The organism is Cupriavidus sp. DL-D2 (assembly GCF_039710735.1).
Taxonomy (GTDB): domain Bacteria; phylum Pseudomonadota; class Gammaproteobacteria; order Burkholderiales; family Burkholderiaceae; genus Cupriavidus.
In genome coordinates, this window is sequence record NZ_JBDKXK010000019.1 from 38818 (window position 1) to 58134 (window position 19317).

Sequence of the window (19317 nt, forward strand, 5' to 3'; positions counted from 1 at the left end):
CGCACCGCACGACGATACCCGAGGCGCCTCCCGCCATCTGGGGTCGTGCGGCTGTTGCCGGCTGCCGGATCGATGTTGAGGGCACTGCGACCCCAAAGGCCCTGACAGCGTCAGGGGCGGCGGCAGGCTCGCAAATCTCTTACACTCGCTGCTCGCATGCGACCGGACCGTCCCCCCACGGCCGCACAGAGCGCAGTACCCGCTTACCGCTTATGACCGCGCCGGCGACCGTCGTGCTCTTGCATGGATGGCGCATCGGCGCGGCAACACGACACGACAAAGATGTTCACTCGCCTGAAGGAAGAAATCGACGCCATCATGCGGCGGGACCCCGCCGCGCGCAGCCGTCTCGAGGTGCTGACCTGCTATCCGGGCCTGCATGCCGTGATGTTCCACCGCGTGGCCAATGCCTGCTGGCGGTCCGGATTCCATTGGCTGGGGCGCTGGATTTCGCACTGGTCGCGCTTCCTGACCGGCATCGAGATCCATCCGGCGGTAAAGCTGGGGCGACGTGTGTTCATCGACCACGGCATGGGCGTGGTGATTGGCGAGACTGCCGAGATTGGCGATGACTGCACGATCTACCAGGGCGTGACGTTGGGCGGCACGTCGCTCTACAAGGGGCAGAAGCGGCATCCGACGCTGGGTACGGGCGTGGTGGTCAGTGCCGGCGCCAAGGTGCTGGGCGGGTTCGAGGTGGGCGATGGCGCCCGCGTGGGTTCGAATGCCGTGGTACTGAAACCGGTGCCGCCCGGTGCGACTGCGGTAGGTATTCCGGCGCGCATCATCATGCCCGATGCGCCGGCCTCGCAGCAGGGCGCGAAGCAGGAGTTCTCGGCCTACGGCATCACGCCGAATGCGGACGATCCAGTGTCGCTGGCCCTCAAGAGCCTGATCGACAATGCGGCCAAGCAGCATGACCGCATCGAGGCCGTGCTGGCCGCGCTCGATCGCCTTGGCGAACATCTCGAGAACACCCCGAACGACCGTTTCGATGCCAGCGAACTGCGCAAGATGATGAAGTAGTCAGGCGCGCGGCAGCACGCTGAAACCGCTGGCGCCGAGCTGCAACACGGCGGCACGTGGGTGGCGGCCGTCGAGATCCCAATCCGTCAGCACCCACCGTTCACCACCAGTGTGCGCGTGCAGGGCCGGCCGGTGCGTGTGGCCGTGGACGAGCGTGCTGGCGGCGCTGTCTGTCAGCAATTTCTCGACTGCTTCGGACGCGGCATCGCCATAGGTGGGCGGCGGTGCATCGGCAGGCTGGCGTGCACGGCCGGCCTCGCTGTCGGCGCGCAGGCGCCGCGCAATGCCAAGCCGCGTGGAAAGCGGCAACATCAGGAACAGCCGTTGCACCCAGCGCTTGCGTGTCCAGCGCCGGAAGCGCATATAGCGCTCGTCATCGGTGCAGAGCATGTCGCCGTGGCTCAGTACCACGCGGCGGCCGGCGCAGTCGATGATGGAGGGATCGGGCAGCAGCGTGGCGCCTGCGGCGGCGGCAAAGCGCTTGCCGATCAGGAAATCACGGTTGCCATGCATCAGGTAGACCGGCAGGCCGGCGTCGGCCACACGGCGCAGCGCAGCGGCCACGCCTGCCGCAAACGGCGTGTCGGTCTCCTCGTCCCCGACCCAGAATTCAAAGAAATCGCCCAGGATGAACAAGGCGCCTGCGTGTCGCGCGGCGTCGCTCAATACCTGGTCGAATGCCTCCAGCGTGCGGGGCATGCCAGGGGTCAGGTGCAGATCGGAAATGAACCACGCCGGCGCCTGCACCGGAATCGGTGCGGCCACCGGCGTGTGGGTGGTTGCGGTCATGCGTGTCGGATGGGCGTGTTGACTTGTTCACCACGAGCGGCATGCCCGCAATCGGATGGCACGGGTTGCCAGAATTACTCGACGATCGTAGCCTTCTGGATCACGACGTCTTCCATCGGCACGTCCTGGTGGAAGCCCGAGCTGGCGGTGCGCACGCCCTTGATGGCGTCCACGACGTCAGTGCCTTCCACGACCTTGCCGAACACGGCGTAGCCGAAGCCTTGCGGCGTGGGCGAGCTGAAGTTCAGGAAATCGTTGTCCACCACGTTGATGAAGAACTGGGCGGTAGCCGAGTGGGGCGCGTTGGTACGGGCCATTGCCACGGTGTAGCGATCGTTCTTCAGGCCGTTGCCGGCTTCGTTCTCGATCGGGGCATCAGTGTCCTTCTGCTTCATGCCCGGCTCGAAACCGCCGCCCTGGATCATGAAGTTCTTGATCACGCGGTGGAAGACCGTGTTGTCATAGTGGCCCTTGCGCACGTACGACAGGAAGTTCTCCACCGACTTCGGGGCCTTCTCGGCATCCAGTTCGATGGTGATGACGCCTTGCGTCGTCTGGAGTTGTACCTTGCTCATGGGGTTACCTCTCGGTGTTCGGTGTTCGGGTTGCGGATATTACTTGGTGACGACGGTGGCGGACTCGATCACGATCGGGGTGGCCGGTACGTTGCGCATGGCGCCGTAGGCCGTGGTCGGCGTGGTCTTCATCTTGTCGATCGTATCGGTGCCTTCCACCACCTTGCCGAATACGGCATAGCCGTTGCCATCGGGCTGCGGATAGTCGAGGTTCGGATTATCCACCACATTGACAAAGAACTGGGCGGTTGCCGAGTTCGGGTTCGATGTGCGCGCCATGGCCACGGTGTACGTCTTGTTCTTCAGCCCGTTCTGGGACTCCAGCGGAATCGGGGCGCGCGTGGGCTTTTCCTTCATGTCACGGTCATAGCCGCCGCCCTGGACCATGAAGCCGTTGATCACGCGGTGGAAGATCGTGCCGGTATAGAAGCCGCTCTTCACGTATTCCATGAAATTGGCCACGGTCTTCGGCGCCGCGTCGGGGTACACCTCGATCGTGAACTTGCCGGCGCTGGTGGTGAACTGCACACGCTCGGTCTTCTGCGCGGCGGCTGCCGGGCTGGCGCCCTGGGCCAGGGCGGCCAGCGGGCTGAGGCCGATTGCGGCGGCCAGGGCACCGGTCAGGGCCATGCGTCGGGAAAAGCGGCGGGAGAAGGTCATGTCTGGACTCCGGAATTCAGAACAAAAGCAGTCGATCAGAGAGAGCTAAAAAGGGAGGCGGCAGAACCCGGCGGCTGATTACCGTGCAGCGGGAGTCTTGCCGCGCGACGCGGGCGCAGCAGGCGCCGCAGCGGGCGCGCTGGCCGGTGCGGCGGACGTAGCCTCAGCGCCTTGCAATTGGCGCAGGCTGGCGGCGGCACGCGTATCTGCGGGGTTGCGGCGGACGGCTTCGCCATAGGCCTGCTGGGCCAGCCGGCGATAGACGTCGCCCAGGTTGCTCGACGCGATGGCGTAGTCTGGCTTGGCCTGCAACGCCAACAGCAGTTCGGCCTCGGCGCGCTTCAGATCTCCGCGCTTGGCGTAGAGCAGGGCAAGATTGTTATGCGGTTCTGGCAGTTCGGGGAAATCCTGTGCCATTTCGGAGAATGCCTGCACGGCTTCATCGTCGCGGTTCAGCTTGGCCAGGGCCCATGCGCGCTGGAACCGGGCCTGAACGTTGCGCGGATTCTCGGCCAGTACCTTGTCGAAACCCTTGATGGCGTCTTCGTAACGCTTGTCGTTGACGGCTTTCTGGGCGGGCGCCATGCCGGGATCTGCCGATGCCAGCCCGCTAGGCGGCGCGGCGGGGGCCTCCAGCGACACCGGCCCGTTTTGCGCGACGGCCGGCATGGCCGTCAGCGTGGCAGCCATCGCCAGGGCGCCGGTCAGCGCGGAGAGGGGGGCGCCACGGCGGGCAGCGGCAAAGTGCAGGATGGGCAGAGGCAGGCGCATGTAGAGGCAGATCGTGGCGGTTCGTTATACTCCGCGGCATTCTAGCAAAGCGGCGCGGCGTGCAGCACGCGCCGCTGGGTTGCCGGTCCGCAGCGCGGCCCGCGCCCCGGCCGGACCCGAAAGCTTCCGGTAAGATATGGGGCCTGCGCGCCATGGCGCACGTGTTCGTCGCGCCGTCACCTACCGCTGTCACCTACTCCTATCCGCTTCATGCAGCAATTGAACATCTACAACACGCTCGCGCGTGAAAAGCAGCCTCTCGTGCCTATCGAACCCGGCAAGGTCCGCATGTACGTGTGCGGCATGACCGTGTACGACTACTGCCACGTGGGCCACGCGCGCGTGATGGTGGTGTTCGACATGGTGCACCGCTGGCTGCGCGCCGCCGGGTACGAGGTGACGTACGTGCAGAACATCACCGATATCGACGACAAGATCATCCGCCGCGCCGCCGAGAACGGCGAGACCATCGGGCAGTTGACCACCCGTTTCATCCAGTACATGCATGAGGATGCGGCTGCGCTGGGCATTATCCGTCCGGATTACGAGCCCCGCGCCACGGAGTACGTGCCGCAGATGCTCAACATCATCGAGAAGCTGGAGGCCAAGGGGCTGGCGTACCACGCCGCCGACGGCGACGTGAATTACTCGGTGCGCAAGTTCCCGGGCTACGGCAAGTTGTCCGGCAAGTCGCTGGAAGACCTGCGCGCTGGCGAGCGCGTGAGCGCCAACGACGCCAAGCAGGATCCGCTCGATTTCGTGTTGTGGAAGTCCGCCAAGGCAAGCGAGCCGCCCGAAAGCAAGTGGGACTCCAAGTGGGGTAGCGGGCGTCCGGGCTGGCATATCGAGTGCTCGGCCATGAGCTGCACGCTGCTGGGCGAGCACTTCGACATCCACGGCGGTGGCGCGGACCTGCAGTTCCCGCACCACGAGAACGAGATTGCGCAGTCCGAGGGGGCCAGCGGCAAGCCGTTCGTCAATATGTGGATGCACAACGGCTTTGTGCGCGTGAACGACGAGAAGATGTCGAAGTCACTCGGCAATTTCTTCACGATCCGCGATGTGCTGAAGGAATACGATGCCGAAGTCGTGCGCTTCTTCATCCTGCGCGCGCACTATCGCAGCCCGCTGAACTACAGCGATGCGCACCTGGACGACGCCCGCCATGCTCTGACGCGCCTCTACACGGCACTCAAGGAATCGCAGCCCGGCGGCTGCGCCGTGGATTGGGAAGAAGCCCATGCGAAGCGCTTTGCCGATGCGATGAACGACGATTTCAACACGCCGATCGCCGTGTCCGTGCTGTTCGACCTGGCCAGCGAGGTCAATCGCACCAGTGGCGCCCACTCGGCCATGGCCGCGCGCCAGCTCAAGGCGTTGGCGGGCACGCTGGGCCTGCTGGAACGCGATCCGCATACCTTCCTGCAAGGTGGCAGCGTGGCGGGCGCGCTCAGCGGCGAGCAGATCGAAGCGCAGATCGCCGCACGCAAGGCCGCCAAGGCCGGGCGCAATTTCGCCGAAGCAGACCGCATCCGTGCCGAGCTGCTGGAGGCCGGCGTGGTGCTCGAAGACAAGCCGGGCGGCGCCACCGAGTGGAGGCGTGCTTGAACGCTGCCGCGCGCAAGCCAAAGACTGCCGCTACCGGTCCGGCACCTGCCGGAAAGGCCGCGGCCCGGCAGGCGCCGAAAGCGCCGGCCGCGAAGGCTGCCAGGCTGGCTGGCACGCGAGGCAAGCCAGCGCTGCCCGAAGCGGATGCCGTTCCGCTACCGGTCGAGACCGTCATCGACGCCGAGCGTCCCGCCTACTGGGACGAAGCCTGCGCCGACCTGATGAAGCGCGACCGCATCCTGCGCAAGATGATTCCGACGTACGGCCCCGCGCATCTGGTGTCGCGCGGCGATCCGTTCATCACGCTGGCGCGAGCCATCGTCGGCCAGCAGATCTCGGTCAAGGCTGCGCAATCGGTCTGGGACCGGCTGGCGGCGCTGTGTCCGCGCGTGACGCCTGCCCAGTTCCTGAAGGCGGGCACCGAGCAACTGGCTGGCTGCGGCTTGTCCAAGCGCAAGGCCGAGTACATCACCGATCTGGCCCAGCATTTCAAGTCGGGCAGTGTCCATGTCGACGATTGGGCTAGCATGGATGACGAGGCCGTGATCGCCGAGTTGACGCAGATCCGTGGCATTGGTCGCTGGACGGCGGAAATGTTCCTGATGTTCAACCTGACGCGTCCCAACGTGCTACCGCTCGACGACGTAGGATTGATCAACGCGATCTCGGCCAATTATTTCAGTGGCGAGCCGGTCACGCGCAGCGAAGCGCGCGAGGTGGCGGCCAACTGGGAGCCCTGGCGAACGGTTGCCACGTGGTACATGTGGCGTAGCCTTGATCCCTTACCCGTGACGTATTAGGCACCGGGTAAGCCCTTATTGTTGTAGTGACGGCGTTGATTCCTGCTAAAAGCGCATAAGAATCAACATATTGGGTGGCAGTAACCGGCAAATTTTCCGGTAGAATGCGCCCCTTCACAGACAGGTCCGCGCTTTATGAAAACTACCTTCCTGGATTTCGAGCAGCCGATTGCCGAGCTCGAGGCAAAAATCGAAGAACTGCGTTTCGTGCAGGACGATTCGGCTGTCGACATTTCCGAAGAGATTTCGCGGCTGGCTGGCAAGAGCCAGCAACTGACCAAGGATATTTACGCCAACCTGACCCCGTGGCAGGTTGCGCAGATTGCCCGCCACCCCCAGCGTCCTTACACGCTGGACTACGTGCGCGAGATCTTCACTGACTTCCACGAACTCCATGGCGACCGCGCATTCGCGGACGACCTGTCGATCGTTGGCGGCCTGGCCCGCTTCAACGGCCAGGCTTGCATGGTGATTGGCCACCAGAAGGGTCGTGACACGAAGGAGCGCGCGCTGCGCAACTTCGGCATGTCCAAGCCCGAGGGCTACCGCAAGGCCAAGCGCCTGATGGAACTGGCCGACAAGTTCGGCCTGCCGATCTTCACGTTTGTCGACACGCCGGGCGCGTTCCCGGGTATCGACGCCGAAGAGCGCGGCCAGTCCGAAGCCATCGGCCATAACCTGTTCGTGATGGCTGGCCTGCGTGTGCCGCTGATCGCGACGATCATTGGCGAAGGCGGCTCGGGCGGTGCGCTGGCGATTGCCGTGGGCGACGTCGTGCAGATGACGCAGTTCGCCACGTACGCCGTGATCTCGCCGGAAGGCTGCGCGTCCATTCTGTGGAAGACGGCCGAGAAGGCACCGGAAGCTGCCGAGGCACTGGGCCTGACCGCGCATCGTCTGAAGGCGCTGGGTCTGATCGACAAGATCGTGAGCGAGCCGCTGGGCGGCGCGCACCGCGATCCGAAAGGCATGGCCGCCATGCTCAAGCGCTCGCTGGCCGAGTCGCTGCGTCAGTTCCAGGGCATGAGCGTCAAGGAACTGCAGGCGCGCCGCCACGAACGCCTGATGGCGTATGGCAAGTTCAAGGAAACCGGCGTCCAGGAGTGAAGTGAACGCTGAACAATCTTTGACCGCAAAGGTCGCACAGGCTCTCCAGGCCGGTGCGGCCTTTGTTGTTTCTGGCGGTCCCACGCCAGTGACGGTGGCCGTGGCGCTGTCTGGCGGCCGCGATTCCGTGGCACTGCTCCACGCCACACGCGCTGCACTGGCCGAATCGTTCCCATTGGTGCGTCTTGTCGCGCTGCATGTCCATCATGGCCTGCAGGTGCAGGCCGATGCGTGGAGCGCTTTCTGCGATCAACTCTGCGCGGGCTGGCAGGTGCCGCTTTTGACCGCGCGTGTTGCGGTCGAAGCGAAAGCGGGGGAGGGCATCGAAGCCGCCGCGCGTCGGGCCCGCTACGAGGCGCTTGGACACATGTGCCGCGAGCAGGGCGCCACGCTGCTGCTCTTCGCCCATCATCGCGACGATCAGGTGGAAACGGTGCTGCTGCGCCTGTTCCGTGGAACCGGCGTGGCGGGTATGGCCGGCATGCCCATGCGCCGACCGCTCGATGCCCGGGGCGACGTGCAGTTGCTGCGTCCCTGGCTCGATGTGCCGCGCATGGATATCGAGGCGTATTGCGCGGCCCAGTCGTTATCGTGGATCGATGACCCCTCCAACACCGATACACGCTTCGCGCGCAATGCGCTGCGTGCCCAGCTTCCTCAACTCCGTCAGGCATTTCCCGGTCTCGATGGGAACGTGATGCAGGCCGCTGCGCATTTCGGGCAGGCTGCTGCCATGCTCGATGCACAGGCAGCCAGCACGCTCGCGCACCTCGTCAAGTCCGGTCGCGACGCCGACACCCTTTCCGAACTCGAACTGTCTGGCCTGCGCGCCTTGCCATCGGAACATGCCGATGCAGTGCTGCGCCACTGGCTGCGTGACCTCGGCGCGCAGCCGCCCACTACCGCACGTCTGGCCGCGATGCGGGCCCAGTTGATCCAGCATGGCGGCGGCGAGCCGGCCATCGCGCACGACGGCCTCGTCCTGCGCCGCTTTCGCGATCGGGTGCTGGCCTGCCGTGCCGTGCCGGCCGAGACGCCCGCGCCGTTCCTGTTCGATTGGCGAGGCGAGTCTCGCATCGTGGTGCCAGCGTGGCGTGGCGAACTCCATATCACGCGCGATGACGATTTTGGTGTGCCGCAGGCGGTGATGGAGCAGCCGCTGCGCCTTGCCGCCAGGGCGGGCGGCGAGCGCATCGTGCTGCGGCCCGGCGGCCCGGCCCGCGCGCTCAAGCAGGCTTACCAGGAGGCGGGAGTCCCTGCCTGGCGTCGGACGTTTCTGCCCCTGCTTTGGAGCGGAACGGCTGCCGACGCGGTGCTCGTGATGGTCGCCGGCCTTGGTATGCAGCGGCGCTGGCCGGCAGACGCAGCAAGCGCGCCACGCTGGCGAGTGGAGTGGAAAGAACTGCCGTCCTTGCGCGCCGGACACGTCTTGTGAATCCTTCTTGTGAAAATTATTCACAAGAAAATTTGCAAATACGGGGCTTTTTCAGGGCTGTTTCCGGCCTCCGTGCCTTTACTGGCAAGCCCGGATCGTATATCTTCGACGGTTTGCACAACCGCTGGCGTCGATAGAAGATGGCTCTCATCGTTCACAAATACGGCGGCACTTCGATGGGTTCCACGGAACGCATCAAGAATGTCGCCAAGCGCGTAGCCAAGTGGCACCGCGCCGGTCACCGCGTAGTCGTGGTGCCTTCGGCCATGTCGGGCGAGACCAATCGCCTGCTTGGGCTCGCCAAGGAAATTTCCGCGCAGCCGGACCCGCGCGAGCTGGACATGCTGGCCTCCACGGGCGAGCAGGCCAGCGTGGCACTGCTTGCCATCGCCATGCACGGCGAAGGCATCGATGCGGTCAGCTACACGGGGTGGCAGGTGCCGGTGAAGACCGACTCGGCCTACACCAAGGCCCGCATCGAATCGATCGATGACGAGCGCATCCTCGGTGACCTGGAGCAAGGCAAGGTGGTGGTCATCACCGGCTTCCAGGGTATCGACGACGACGGCAATATCACCACGCTGGGCCGTGGCGGTTCGGACACCTCGGCTGTGGCCATTGCCGCTGCCATCGAGGCTGACGAGTGCCTGATCTATACCGACGTGGATGGCGTGTACACGACCGATCCGCGCGTGGTCGAGGACGCCCGCCGACTGGACAAGATCACCTTCGAGGAAATGCTGGAAATGGCCAGCCTGGGCTCCAAGGTGCTGCAGATCCGCTCGGTGGAGTTCGCCGGCAAGTACCGCGTGAAGACGCGCGTGCTGTCGTCGCTGACCGACCCCCTGTTGCCGCTCGAGCAGGAAATGCACTCGGGCACGCTGATTACTTTTGAGGAAGATTCTGAAATGGAAGCAGCCGTCATCTCCGGCATCGCCTTTGCCCGCGACGAGGCCAAGATCACCGTGCTGGGCGTGCCTGACAAGCCGGGCATCGCCTACCAGATCCTGGGCCCGATCGCCGACGCCAATATCGACGTCGACATGATCATCCAGAACCAGTCCGTGGACGGCAAGACCGACTTCACGTTCACGGTGCCGCGCGGCGACTATCAACGCGCGCTGACGATCCTGAACGACAGCGTGAAGGCCCATATCGGCGCGGCCAATATCTCGGGCGACCCGAAGGTGTCGAAGGTCTCGGTGGTGGGCGTTGGCATGCGCTCGCACGTTGGCATCGCCAGCAAGATGTTCCGCACGCTGTCGGAAGAGGGTATCAACATCCAGATGATCTCCACGTCGGAAATCAAGATCTCGGTGCTGATCGACGAGAAGTACATGGAGCTCGCCGTGCGCGCGCTGCACAAGGTGTTCGAACTCGATCAGGCGTGATCCGGTTCTGAAGTTTTCTGGCGTGGCGGGGACTCGCGGTTTATGGTCCTGGAATGCGATGACGAATGCGGTGATTTTTGTCACGAGTCATCGAAAATTCATTGACCACTCGCACCTGCCTCGCTAGAATACGCGCTTCGTTGTGTGGCCTCCCTCGCACAACGCAGGTTTGGGAGACGTGGCCGAGAGGTCGAAGGCACTCCCCTGCTAAGGGAGCATCTGGGCTAAAACCCGGATCGAGGGTTCGAATCCCTCCGTCTCCGCCAGAAATGGCGGCGAAACCCCGGAAGATCGCGGTCTTCCGGGGTTTTTGTTTTTCTGGCCCATCAGCTAGCCCATCAGAGGCTTCGCCCTAGGAAGTCGACCGCTCCTGGTGTGTCCACCAATCCGACGGGGGCCCTACTCAAAGGTGCGGGCGTTTTCTGGCGACCCTGCAGGCCAGCGTGAGCCGTCCCGAATCATCAAACGTCGCCACTGAGCGCTTTGACTCACTAAGGCTAGGTACAACACTTGATATTCTCGCGCATCATGCGGTGGCAGGGTTAATTGGTAATGCGGCACTGAGCGATGCGGTGCTTCGGGCGTTGACGCGTACCAGGATGCAGGTGCGCGAGCATCAGTTCGGTTGGGTCGCTGACCATATTGGTCTGGAAAATGTCGAGAGGGGCCCCAGCCTTAAGCGGCATGCCAAACGACAATCTGCACAAGCGTAGGGCAGGGACGGTGGGCCTAATGAGTATGCTATCAGCAAGCTGTTTGCCGTCTCGTTGATCGTAGCTTGAGCCGGCCAGGGACTTCCGCACGTATGATCGACGGTGTAATTCGTTCGCTCGTATACTCCCAGGAATTGACCACCAATACCAAGAGGAACGTGTGCGAGCCCGCGTCGAATTGCCTTCTGATCCCTTGATTGAGTTTTCGGGCTTTTGTCTGGCGATAGCTCGGGCCATCTGCCCGGTCGACGAGAGACCAATCGAGGGGATTGAATGCGTTGTCGGGACGAGAGCAAAGCACGGTTATGCTGCGCCTCCATCTCAGGATGGCCAGGGGTGGTTTCCTGGGGCTGGGTCGGAGACGAAGCCGATTGCCGAGGAGGGGCGCACACTCGATCAGTTGTCGATTCACGACCAACAGAGGGAAGCCACGGGCGGTGTCCCGTACGTGCCAGTAGACCCTTGGCAATTCAAAGTTGAAGAAGTTTGGTTGCCGTTCGCCTTGACCGACAGCGAGCGGATCTGGCTTGAGGGGCAGCTTCCGCAGTTGCCCCCCCTGCGTTACCCGATGTCGGACGAAGAGGTGGCAGCATTTCTGGATGCCTATCGTCGTCTGGAGAAGCGACCGGCGTGGGAGCCGGTTCTGCTGACGGCGGCGGACCTTGAGCGGCGCAAGGCCGAACAGGCGATGGTGCTGACGCGCCAACGGAAAGCACTACAGGACGAATTTGCTGCTGGTAGGGTGGCCGCCGTCGACAGCCGGTATGTCCCGGTTCCCGTGCTTGCAATGGGCAGCTTTATTCCGCGAGCTCAGGCGAGCGCGTACCTGGAACGGTGTGGCCTCGCGCATGATGGCAAGGCTGTAGAACACGAAGCGCGAGATGCAAACCAATGGAGGGGGCCGGGGCGAGTAGGTGCCTCGGCTGCTATGCCGTTGGCGGGGCGAACTTCCCTGAGAGGGGCTGTCGACACAACGGTAGAAGTCGTGGAGAAGCGGGCCAACAGCAAATCAGGTGAGCGGCGTATGCCGGAAAGCGATGGGGGTGCGAGCCGCTCGGCAGACCAGCCTCCCGTCGAGAAAATGCCGGTTGGCAAGGTTGCGCGCCTGCGTCGGGTCATGGAACTGACAGGGCTTGGACGTAGTTCAATCTACAACCGCATGGACTCGCGTTCAGCTCACTACGATCCCACTTTCCCGTGTTCCTTTCCATTGGGGGCGACCGGCGGTGCGGTTGGCTGGGACGAAGAAGCGGTCAAGACTTGGGTTCTGGCACAAGCCTCCATAGGCCGTGTGTGAGGGGCGCGGAATCGCGTAGCACACGTCATAAACTACGCTTGCCTACAGCGCCGATCCTGTCGCGCATTCATTCGCCTGTAGGTGTAGCAATTGCCGATGCAATCGCTGTGGACCCGTAGGCCGTCTACAAGAGCCATTCCAGAGGGAAGTATCTTTTGTGGTAGGTGGCCTGTTAGGTTGTCGAAGCCGTTGCTCAACAACAGGGTAGTTGACCACTCATTACGGTGGCGTTGTGCGCAATCCGTCTTGGGACGCTGTCTTTACTTCGAGCGCGATACCGGCTTTATCTTGCGAACTTCAACCTGAATCACCTTCCGATTGCCATCCTTATCAATCCGCTCAACTTCCCTGGGCGGGTTCCTGCGCAGTATCGGATCGATATGGGCTGGTGTCTCACTGGCCGTGTGGCACGGTTCAGGGGCGGGATGAACATTCACTTTGGCGGTGCTATCTGACTGAGCATCCAGAGTATTGGGCGACGACTTTGTGCGGCCTCGGGCGGGCGATTGAATGCAACCTTGTGCGAGCAAGTCAACGTCATCCGGCGCTTTCTTGGCTTTGAGGCGATGCTTTGCCCCTTTTTGGTTTCTCGCGGAGCGTTTCTGGGAATGTTTTGCTTGTAGCTCTTGCCAGCGTCCCGATTTTCTTAGTTCTTCTTTTAATCTTTCCTCTCGTTTCAGATCGTCCAGCAACACGTCGCCAGAAATACCTTCTCGCTTCTCCGCGGCCGCTGCGCTGCGTTTTCTGCTACGGGTGCGCGCGGTTAGCTTGCCGGTGGGAGACTGGCTTAACCAGAACTGGTGCGCCCGGTTTGGTGGAGCTACCCGGCAGTAAAAATTCGGCTCGGTCGCAATCGTGAGCATTTTCAGGGTATCGGCGTAGAGATGGTCGAGCGATTCTATTTCCCGTAATCGGCCAGCGCATTCGGTGCGACCGGAGCCAATTCTCCCATTCCAGTACGCCGCCAACTCGCTTACGATTTTCGCTGCCGGATTGAGGACGTCGTCGCTCAAGAATATGAACGCGTCAAGCCTGTAGCCAGAGCTGGGTTCATGGCGCAATAAGACCGAGTAACCGAGATAGCTGGCCGGCGAAACTTTCTTCTTAAGATAGCGGACAAGCTCTTTACGCGCGACGCAGATTTCGTTGTGCGATATGGGGTGGAATCCAGTTTTTTCCGTACCTGTAATAGTGATGCCCGCAATGCGCGTTGCCGGTGCATCTTTAATGAGGTGAGCGGCATACTGCATGAGACTTTTGCGGTTCTCTTTTGCAGCGCGCTCAAAACTCTTGATATTCTCCAGGAGCGGCGTGTTTTGAGTTTTCTGGAATATACTCGATAAAAGTGCGTTCAGTTCGGTGCATATGCCGTCAATTCCAGGGTGACCGAGAAAAGCTCTCGAGAGGGAAACTGCGGAGCTCCAATCCTGGGGTGCCAGCATCTGCTGTACTCTTTCCCACCCGTCTCTGATAATTCCCCTTTCAGCCTCGTCAAGGAATAGATTGAAATGAGGGTGGAATTGATATCTGGTTCGATCGATTTGGGTCGCTTGTGATCGCCCAGTGCAGAATATCGCAAGCAAATCTAAAAATGCGTGACCTTCCCAACCTGTTTGAATCCAATACTCGCCCTTGAGGTTGTGCGTTACGGCAAAAGCCTCCGGCTGCGAGCGGTGCATGCGCACGATCCCCTCCACTTTCTTTACCACATCGCGAACGTGCACGTTAAGCCGTGTGAGAGTGTCGCCGCGCCCTCCAATCTTGACTAAATGTTCGAACCCTAGCCAAACGTCGGCTTGAACCTCTAGGCTTGGTCTTCCCAGAGTTAGCTGATAGGCGAGTGGCAATGGGGCGGAGGCGCGTTTCCCGGATCTCATGGCATGTCTAGTATGGATAACTTTGTGCTCGAATTCTAGCAAAGGTGAATCAGGACAACAACGTTCCCTGAACATGTGAAGTTAGCACCCTTTCCGCTGTGGCAAAGGGATTTCAAGCAGTACGGATCTCATGAAAAGTTTCTGGAGATTGGCGGATGCAGTGGGTACTGACTGCCGGCAGTCTGGTCGCGGCCCGCTTGGTGGGTAACTGGTGCAAGGGAGTGGGACCGGCGCGCGACCCAGGATTCCGGCGGTGGCTCATGAGCGCCTCCACTCACATTCACGACGCTAACTTGGCGGGATTAATCAGATTTTCAGGGTAGCTATTTACTAGATCCCAGTGGATGAATGCCTAATATATTCGGCGTTTCTGGTAACTGGTAATTCCGGATCTTTCGTTGTTAGGATCTATCTATTCCGCCAAGTTAGCGTTTGTCATTCATTGGTAATGGGTCTGACTTGTCTCTGTTGGTATTTCAGTCTCTGGAAAACGGCAGGCATTGATCTCGATGTCAATTATCAATAGCCATCTCAGGCGGAGATGCCCATATGGCGTTAGCCGCAATTCAAGTTAGCATAAAAAAATACACAACTCCTGAATGCTACGTCGAGTAAGGTACTCGATATAGAGGGCGCCTAATAGGGCGCATAACTGAGCTAGCCACTAAGCCCCTACGCCGTAGCGGCGGCCTGGCTATTTAGGAGAGTAACGGTGGCTAATAAAGTGTGGGCGAGTAATGATTTTGATAATGAAGGGGTGTGGGCAATAGAGCCGTATGAAGCTCTTGTATTCGCGGATACCGAGGAAGGGGTGTTGCCTACGCTTATTCCTGACGAGGATTCCATCGCTAGCGCCGTTGATTACATCACCAAGTTTGTGAAGCTGGCGATTGACACAAAGCGCCGGTTGTTGGATCTTGTGCCACTCAAGGTTGTTCACCCTGACAGACCGAATATGAAAAGCATCAAGCTTTCGAAGGGGGGAAAGTGTTTCCTGAGGTGTCTTAGGCTGGACCTTGATCGTATTATCGACAAATATCCTGAGATTGGTAAATTTAATCGCTACTTCGGTATTTACTACGACGCAGTGATGCGCGAAGTGGAGTTTCCTAATGGAACTGGTTCATTTGCCGCGATAGCTCGGCTAGATTGGCTGTGGGGCGAAGATAAGAATTGCGTTCCTGATGATATTCTAGCCCTACACGTAAAATACTCGAATGAGATCGTGGAGCAGATTCGTCAGGGGGGCAACAGCGATGAATTCAAGAAATGGCGTGCAGCTATCGAGCGTCAGCCCAAGGAAAACGAGGGAAGGCTCTGGTCCTTGATTGAGGCATGTCTGAGCGTCAATCATCATGCGCTCGTTCTACGGTTTGACCTGGGATATGGGCAGTATTACTGCGACCCAGAGCTATCAGGGGAGCGGGCTGTGTCATACGAGGAGATTCGAGAGCACCGCACTGCATTGCGGCGGTTCCTGAAGCGCGATCTCAAAGGTCGACTGCCGCGTGGGGCGTGCAAGGGCATGGTATTTACCATCAAACTGGAATACGGCCTGGATAAGGGCTACCACTTCCACGTAATGGCTCTCTTGAATGGTGACGTCGTGCGCCGGGATGGTGGTATCACGGAGCTAATCTGTGCTCATTGGAGAACCGTCATTACAAAAGGCAGTGGTGGTGCCTGTAACTGCAATGTTCGGAAGTATAAGAAGCGTGGTATTGGCTCGATTCGGTACGGTCAACACGATAAACTGGATATCCTGAAGAAAGACGTCGTGCCCTATATCACGAAGGTCGACTATTACGGCAAGATGGTCAAGTCAGATGGGCACCGGACATTCTGGCCGAGCCAACCGCCCAAGGTCGGGGCTAGGCCGAAGGGAAGGAGGCGCGCGAAGTTGAATTCGGAAGACAGCCAGGGCGGATTCGGTGCTTGAGGAGGCGCAGGGGGTATGCGGCACTCGGCTGCTCTGCTCTCGGACGGCGAACTAATTCAACGTCTGCGAGGGCGGCCGCTCGAGAAGTCCATGACTGCGCGGCTGGCGGCCTTACCGATGAAGTGGAAGCCCTACTTGCACGTGGGTACGATCGCTCGCAGGTGCGAGACGTCCTGGTGGAGGCGGGTTCCCGGCCAAGCGGCATTCGATTCAGCAACGTAGTCTGCTCTCTCAGATATTGGCTGCCGGCGCAGGCGAATGAATGCCGGAAACTTCGGCCGGATATTTGGATTTGTAGATTTCGATGAAGTCGTCGTCCAAACAAAAGCAGCGGGGGGAAGTGGTCTTGATCCTCGGTGTTCCTGGCGATTCCGGAAATGCCCCCAGCAAGTCGATCTGCGTTACCGTCTGCGGCAGCGGTTGGGCACGCACAAGTTCGGCTGCAAGCAGTATCCCCGCTAATGCGGACTGGAAGCCCATGGGCACTTCTGCTTTCGCGTCAAGTGCCGCCTTGTGGAACTCCATAACACGGCCGCCACACACTCCGTCAACATAGAGTTCGCGAAGTGGCCGATTCTGGAAGCCTAGCAGCTTTTCTAATGCCACCCCCGACGCTTGGGCAATACCCTCGAGGAAAGCACGATCCGTGGGCTCATTGTGCTGCAACCGTCGACGAACATCCCGCACCGTCGGCTCGTCTTCCGGTAGGCGCAGCGCGCGCACGACAAGTACGTCTTCATTAACGGCGTGACCCGTAGGCACATAGAGGCATGCGAGACAGGCCATCCTCCCTAGGAAGCCATGCCGGGACACGCCGGCCTCACCGCGCTGTGTCCATGCATTGAAGATTCGTCTAGGTAAGCTGGCCTGAATCTGAATACGGGCCCTTGCCGAATCGACAGCACTCAATACCGTGTCGACTTTGTAATCCTCGACCTGAGCCACGTGCTCGGCCCAGTCGGCGACGTGATGAGTGACCTTGAAGCCGGCGCGTGACTTTAGCCACTTGCGGGCTAGCTTTGCCTTTTCCTTGCCCCGGTCGCCCGACGAGAGCATGACGTAGCGCTGCAAGTTACTATCCGTGACCGTTTCTGGGTCAACAACGTGCAAGGTCCCTCGGCAAGAAAGGCGTGACAGAGCCCAAATCGCGCCGTTGCCGATGGCACCGGCGCCAACGAGGTGCACATCGGAAAGCTGGATGACGCCAATTTTTGGATTGGCGGTGTTCGGGCCAGCGGGACGGAGGTCCCACACCGATGTGGAAAGCTCAGAATCAAAGGCCGCAGCCCCCAATTCCTGTACAAACACGGCTCTGAACACGTTCGCTGCCGCCACGCAGGCCGCTACCCCTGCGCCAAGAGGGTTGCGGCTGGTGCTCGATCCCACGGGGGCTGACATCGAGACGCGCGCAACCCAATTGTCGGAACCGACATACCAGGTATGTCGGTTCGCCTTTCCGTTACCACTCACCGCGGACTTGCCGAATACCAGCAGTTTCGTCGCACTGGAGAGGCGATCAACCAAATCAATCTTTGGGTTTATAGACCGGGCGAGGGAGCGAAGGCTGTCAACGTATGCCGGCCGAACCGTCCCGATTCCACAAAACGCCATGGTGGGATATAGGCGTGCCAGTAGCCGAATCGTGAGGTCAATCGCTGCCTGACCTTCGACGCTGAGCTCCACGCTCTCATCAACGGCGACACCGATAACCTCGCCCTGCAACTTCGATGCGAGCAGCGCTGCATCGAAGCCTTGAATTAGGGCCGCAGCCGCCTGAGCGTTTCTCTCGAAGTAGTCTGCCAGCGCCATATTCAAGTCACCACAATTTTGTTCGGAGGCACGGACTCATCCACCTCGAGCCAGCTACCATACGCGTCCAACCGGTAAACCGCGCATTCCGCTAGGGCATAATCTACAGAGGCGAAGTTCGGGACAACAATAGAAAAGGAACCGATGGTGGTCGCAATTGCGTACTGGTCGTCTGTAACTGAGTGATAAGCTCGGCCTGGATGGGTGTGGACCTGGGCCACGAGCTCCAGCGAGTTCTGATACAGGTACATGTTCAATCTGTGCAACTCGTTCCCATCAACGACAGCGCACAGACCATCCTGCGTGTTCAACCCCCGCTGACGAGGGATGATGAGTTCGGTAACCCTGAAGGTTCGGTCCTCTTGTCTTCCTACCCAAAGAACCATGCCCTCCAAGCGCATTCTTCCCGCCGAGCGCATGAACTCGTAGCCTTCCTGCGCGACCTGCAGGGGCACCCGAACCTCAGTGACGTCAGACAGTTCGCTCAAATCGGCTCCGCAGGAATTTGGTGAATGATCCCTCGGACCTCTAACTTCATCTGGTACTCGGCTTCGCGCATTGCCTCGGTGCCATATTTGGACAACAAGTCCAGAAGGCGACATATGCCTCCCATACCCTTGGCGCGATGAAGCCACCAGGGATCGCCCGTGTGGCCCGGGTTGTCGTGGTACTCACGCACTCCTTGCAGACACACGAACGGTCTATCGTCCTCGGGGGCCCATGCTTGCAGCAAATCTTGATTCGCCATGGTGGGCGGCAACATCAACACTCCACCTGCCTGAGGGTTGAACTTAACCACTGGCAATTGCTGTGGGTTCCCCTCCAATGTGAGTCGCTGAAGATTAGTCGGTATCTCTCGCCTCTTCAGCGGCTCCCGAGTAAATGGATTGACGAAGCGAAGTGACGGCGGCTCAATATCGTAGTTGCTCAAATCCATGAGCACCGCGTAAGGAGCCAGCGCGTAGGGCTTGATGTGCGGCGTCGCGAACGCAACTAGAAGCTCCGGGAACCGGTACTCGAGAATCCATATGCCGCGTGACCGATAGTGGTCGATTCGCTCGACGAAGTCACTGAGTTCGCGTTCGACCTTTCGGCGAACAACGGCAGGGTCGGTGTACATCCCGGTTAGCCGACTACGCCCGCAGTGAGGTTCAGATAAATCTCTTCGTCGTGCTTGAAGTTGAAACTCGCGATAGTGCGGTTCTTATCCAATTGCTCGCCGGTACTATTGGTGAAGACCCAGCGATCCAAATCTGACTTGTCGGCAACCTTCGCCTTGTCCAACGCCGACTCGACCAGCAAGCCCAGGAGGTCAGAGGGGGAAGCCTTCAGCGGCACGCCTTTACCGTTCACAACAACTTTCAGGTGGACGTCCTTGTCCGTATCTTTGTTCGCCATTGAAACCGCCCTTGGGACAGATAGTTATTGAACAAACACAGCGACAGCGCTAAATCTGCATGAACACAAATAATCCTACTCAACGTCCAGATGACTGTCTAGTCTCTTGGGACCGAGTTGAA

18 protein-coding genes and 1 tRNA gene are annotated in these 19317 nt (G+C 60.4%); 10 read left to right on the top strand and 9 right to left on the bottom strand.

Annotated features, from left to right (window positions below):
• Window positions 1-282 precede the first annotated feature (282 nt).
• Window positions 283-1026 carry a serine O-acetyltransferase gene (cysE, locus tag ABDB81_RS13380; protein ID WP_137926282.1) on the top strand — a complete coding sequence of 248 codons (744 nt, stop codon included), beginning with the start codon at window positions 283-285 and terminating at the stop codon, window positions 1024-1026.
• Here cysE and ABDB81_RS13385 read toward each other — a convergent pair whose 3' ends face one another.
• From ABDB81_RS13385 to ABDB81_RS13400, 4 genes are all read right to left on the bottom strand, one after another.
• Window positions 1027-1815 (bottom strand): UDP-2,3-diacylglucosamine diphosphatase, encoded by a 789-nt coding sequence (locus tag ABDB81_RS13385; protein ID WP_346811503.1) that lies wholly within the window; start codon window positions 1813-1815, stop codon window positions 1027-1029.
• 74 nt (window positions 1816-1889) lie between these two features.
• Window positions 1890-2390 (bottom strand): peptidylprolyl isomerase, encoded by a 501-nt coding sequence (locus ABDB81_RS13390; RefSeq protein ID WP_137926284.1) that lies wholly within the window; start codon window positions 2388-2390, stop codon window positions 1890-1892.
• Window positions 2391-2429: 39 nt separating this feature from the next.
• Entirely contained in the window at window positions 2430-3050 is a 621-nt protein-coding gene (locus ABDB81_RS13395) for a peptidylprolyl isomerase (protein WP_137926285.1), read from the bottom strand.
• A 78-nt stretch (window positions 3051-3128) separates the two neighbouring features.
• Window positions 3129-3821 carry a tetratricopeptide repeat protein gene (locus tag ABDB81_RS13400; protein ID WP_346811506.1) on the bottom strand — a complete coding sequence of 231 codons (693 nt, stop codon included), beginning with the start codon at window positions 3819-3821 and terminating at the stop codon, window positions 3129-3131.
• A gap of 210 nt (window positions 3822-4031) precedes the next feature.
• On the opposite strand from ABDB81_RS13400, the gene cysS reads away from it, so the two are divergent.
• The 8 genes from cysS to ABDB81_RS13440 all read left to right on the top strand — a co-directional run bounded on the left by cysS (window position 4032) and on the right by ABDB81_RS13440 (window position 12172).
• Complete coding sequence (gene cysS / locus ABDB81_RS13405; protein WP_137926287.1) at window positions 4032-5429, top strand: cysteine--tRNA ligase; 1398 nt, start codon at window positions 4032-4034, stop codon at window positions 5427-5429.
• Window positions 5426-6229 (top strand): DNA-3-methyladenine glycosylase, encoded by an 804-nt coding sequence (locus ABDB81_RS13410; protein ID WP_160471881.1) that lies wholly within the window; start codon window positions 5426-5428, stop codon window positions 6227-6229. Before cysS ends, ABDB81_RS13410 begins: the two co-directional genes overlap by 4 nt.
• Before the next feature lie 135 nt (window positions 6230-6364).
• Entirely contained in the window at window positions 6365-7336 is a 972-nt protein-coding gene (locus ABDB81_RS13415; RefSeq protein WP_137926289.1) for an acetyl-CoA carboxylase carboxyltransferase subunit alpha, read from the top strand.
• A 100-nt stretch (window positions 7337-7436) separates the two neighbouring features.
• On the top strand, window positions 7437-8771 hold the full coding sequence (gene tilS / locus ABDB81_RS13420; RefSeq protein ID WP_346811620.1) for a tRNA lysidine(34) synthetase TilS: 1335 nt from the start codon (window positions 7437-7439) through the stop codon (window positions 8769-8771).
• Between the two features lie 140 nt (window positions 8772-8911).
• Window positions 8912-10162 (top strand): aspartate kinase, encoded by a 1251-nt coding sequence (locus ABDB81_RS13425; RefSeq protein WP_137926290.1) that lies wholly within the window; start codon window positions 8912-8914, stop codon window positions 10160-10162.
• A gap of 172 nt (window positions 10163-10334) precedes the next feature.
• A tRNA-Ser gene (locus ABDB81_RS13430) sits at window positions 10335-10428 on the top strand.
• A gap of 177 nt (window positions 10429-10605) precedes the next feature.
• Window positions 10606-10875, top strand: coding sequence for a hypothetical protein (locus ABDB81_RS13435; protein ID WP_346811509.1), 270 nt, complete (start codon window positions 10606-10608; stop codon window positions 10873-10875).
• A 448-nt stretch (window positions 10876-11323) separates the two neighbouring features.
• A complete protein-coding gene (locus ABDB81_RS13440) occupies window positions 11324-12172 on the top strand; it encodes an AlpA family phage regulatory protein (protein ID WP_346811511.1) in 849 nt (282 codons plus the stop codon).
• 260 nt (window positions 12173-12432) lie between these two features.
• Here ABDB81_RS13440 and ABDB81_RS13445 read toward each other — a convergent pair whose 3' ends face one another.
• Window positions 12433-13851, bottom strand: a complete 1419-nt coding sequence (locus ABDB81_RS13445; RefSeq protein WP_346811513.1) for a hypothetical protein — start codon at window positions 13849-13851, stop codon at window positions 12433-12435.
• A gap of 910 nt (window positions 13852-14761) precedes the next feature.
• On the opposite strand from ABDB81_RS13445, the gene ABDB81_RS13450 reads away from it, so the two are divergent.
• A complete protein-coding gene (locus ABDB81_RS13450) occupies window positions 14762-15988 on the top strand; it encodes a hypothetical protein (RefSeq protein WP_346811515.1) in 1227 nt (408 codons plus the stop codon).
• 231 nt (window positions 15989-16219) lie between these two features.
• Here the strand turns inward: ABDB81_RS13450 and ABDB81_RS13455 are convergent, their stop codons facing one another.
• The 4 genes from ABDB81_RS13455 to ABDB81_RS13470 are packed head-to-tail and all read right to left on the bottom strand — an operon-like array spanning window position 16220 to window position 19195.
• On the bottom strand, window positions 16220-17797 hold the full coding sequence (locus ABDB81_RS13455) for an E2 ligase fold family C protein (protein WP_346811516.1): 1578 nt from the start codon (window positions 17795-17797) through the stop codon (window positions 16220-16222).
• Window positions 17798-17799: 2 nt separating this feature from the next.
• Window positions 17800-18285, bottom strand: a complete 486-nt coding sequence (locus ABDB81_RS13460; protein WP_346811518.1) for a Mov34/MPN/PAD-1 family protein — start codon at window positions 18283-18285, stop codon at window positions 17800-17802.
• Window positions 18282-18917, bottom strand: a complete 636-nt coding sequence (locus ABDB81_RS13465; protein ID WP_346811520.1) for a putative metal-binding protein — start codon at window positions 18915-18917, stop codon at window positions 18282-18284. Before ABDB81_RS13465 ends, ABDB81_RS13460 begins: the two co-directional genes overlap by 4 nt.
• 5 nt (window positions 18918-18922) lie before the next feature.
• Window positions 18923-19195 carry a DUF2604 domain-containing protein gene (locus ABDB81_RS13470; RefSeq protein WP_346811522.1) on the bottom strand — a complete coding sequence of 91 codons (273 nt, stop codon included), beginning with the start codon at window positions 19193-19195 and terminating at the stop codon, window positions 18923-18925.
• Window positions 19196-19317: the final 122 nt, after the last annotated feature.